Source organism: Bradyrhizobium sp., assembly GCF_030697065.1.
GTDB lineage: Bacteria > Pseudomonadota > Alphaproteobacteria > Rhizobiales > Xanthobacteraceae > Bradyrhizobium.
The window spans coordinates 1-1,912 of sequence record NZ_JAUYQU010000018.1; the positions used below are offsets into that span (position 1 = coordinate 1).

Genomic DNA, 1,912 nt, shown 5'->3' on the forward strand with positions numbered 1-1,912 from the left:
ACCACGTATAAGTAAAAACCATCGCGCGGGGAGTGCCGGGTGATTCCGGTGTGACCTGACAACGCGTGTGCGCTCTACCTCTACCCATTGCACACGTGGCTATCGGGCGCATCGGGCGCCCGGCATTCCCCGCGCCCTCTGTTTGGAGAGCGAGGAAATTGATGGCAAACCTCGGGCGAAAGCTGCCGCGAGATCGCGAAGGTGTGTTTGCTGTTGGAAACGGACTCTCTCATCCGTCGTCCCTGCGAACGCAGGGATCCATCATCCCGGTCGTCCGAATTAATGGCGCAGTGAGTCAACAAGTCTTCTCACGCCATCTGCAACATCGACGGCACGGCGTATGGGTTCCTGCGTTCGCAGGAACGACGGATGAGACGTCGCCCCACACCCCCTCACGCCCGCCAATCGTAAATCCAGTCCTGCCGCGCCAGCATGCGTTGCGGGCCGGCGGCGCGGATGAACCAGTCGCGCGCCAGCGCCGCCGGGCCGCCCAGATGATAGATCGTGCCATTGCGCCGTGCCGTGCGCTGCACCCGGGCGACGCGGCCGCGGCGGATCTGGCCGTAGCGCTTCAGCGCGGCGGTCATGCCGGCGGCGCCGTCGCCGGGGCCTTCGCCCAGCACCCTGGCCAGCACCGCCGCATCCTCAATCGCCATGCCGGCGCCCTGGGCCGCAAACGGCAGCATGGCATGGACGGCGTCGCCCAGCAGCGCCACCGCGCCGTCGCTCCACTGGCCGCCCTCGGGCGTCGTGAACAGCGCCCATTTGCGCCAGTCGTCGACGGCGCCGAGCATCATCCGCGCCGGCGCCGGCCAGCGGTAGGAGGCAAACGCATTCTTGATCTCGGCGGCCTCGCCGGGCGCGCTCCAGCCCGGCCGGTTCCAGGTGCCGGGCACCACGGCGACGACGTTGATCAGCCGCGCGCCGGAGATCGGGTAGGCGACGAGATGGGCGTTCGGCCCCATCCAGAGCTGGACCCGGCGCGAGGTGTATTCGCGCGGCAGCTGGGTGGCGTCGAGCGTGCCGCGCCAGGCGATCAGGCCGGAGAATTGCGGCTGCACCTCGGGAAACAGATGCTGCCGCACCGTGGACCAGATGCCGTCGGCGCCGATCAGGGCGGTCGCCACTTCCTGGTGGCGCGTCATGCCGCTGCGCTGCACCACCGTCAGTCCCTTGGCGTGCGCGGTGACATCCTCGAATTGGCAGCCGAGTCTGAGCTCGATATCGGGATTATCGTTAACAGCCGCCGCCAGCGCGCCCTGCAGGTCGGCGCGATGCACCACCCAATACGGCGCGCCGGCGCGAAAGCCGGCAGCCTCGCCGAGCGGCAGCCGCGAAATTTCGCCGCCGTGGCGGGCGCTCATGATGCTGACGGCCTCGGGGATCACCGCGCGCCCGGCAAGACGCGGCTGCAGGCCGAGTTCGATCAGCACCCGGCTGGCATTGGGCGACAATTGCAGGCCGGCGCCGGCTTCCTCCAGCCGCTCGGCCTTTTCCAGCACAACGATCCGGAAGCCCTGCGCAGCGAGCGCCAGCGCCGCCGTCAGTCCGCCGATCCCGGCACCAGCGACGACGATGGTGCGCGAGATGGCCACCGGCCGGTCAGGCGACCTTGTCTTTCAGCACGCATTCGGGAGGACGCGCCTCGCCGGCGCCAAGGTCGGCGGCGTAGCGGTACAGTGTCGAGCAATAAGGGCAGATGATCTCGTTGTCATTGCCGAGGTCGAGGAACACATGGGGGTGATCGAACGGCGGATTGGCGCCGACGCACATGAACTCCTTCGAACCGATCTCAATGACCGAAACGCCGGCATCATTGTGGAAGTGCGGAACGACGTGATCGGACATTGTATTTCACCCTGATGGCAAATGCGGCGGACGCGGTCATGGACGCAGGCAAGAGCGCCGCGCG

Annotated in this window: 2 protein-coding genes; both read right to left on the reverse strand. The window is 67.6% G+C overall.

All coding sequences use genetic code 11. The features are described from left to right. Positions 1–392: 392 nt before the first annotated feature. Positions 393–1,595: an FAD-dependent monooxygenase gene (locus tag Q8R73_RS01325; RefSeq protein WP_305717749.1), complete on the reverse strand. Its 1,203-nt coding sequence runs from the start codon at positions 1,593–1,595 to the stop codon at positions 393–395. A gap of 7 nt (positions 1,596–1,602) precedes the next feature. Continuing rightward, positions 1,603–1,848: a zinc-finger domain-containing protein gene (locus Q8R73_RS01330; RefSeq protein ID WP_305717750.1), complete on the reverse strand. Its 246-nt coding sequence runs from the start codon at positions 1,846–1,848 to the stop codon at positions 1,603–1,605. Between the last annotated feature and the right edge of the window lie 64 nt (positions 1,849–1,912).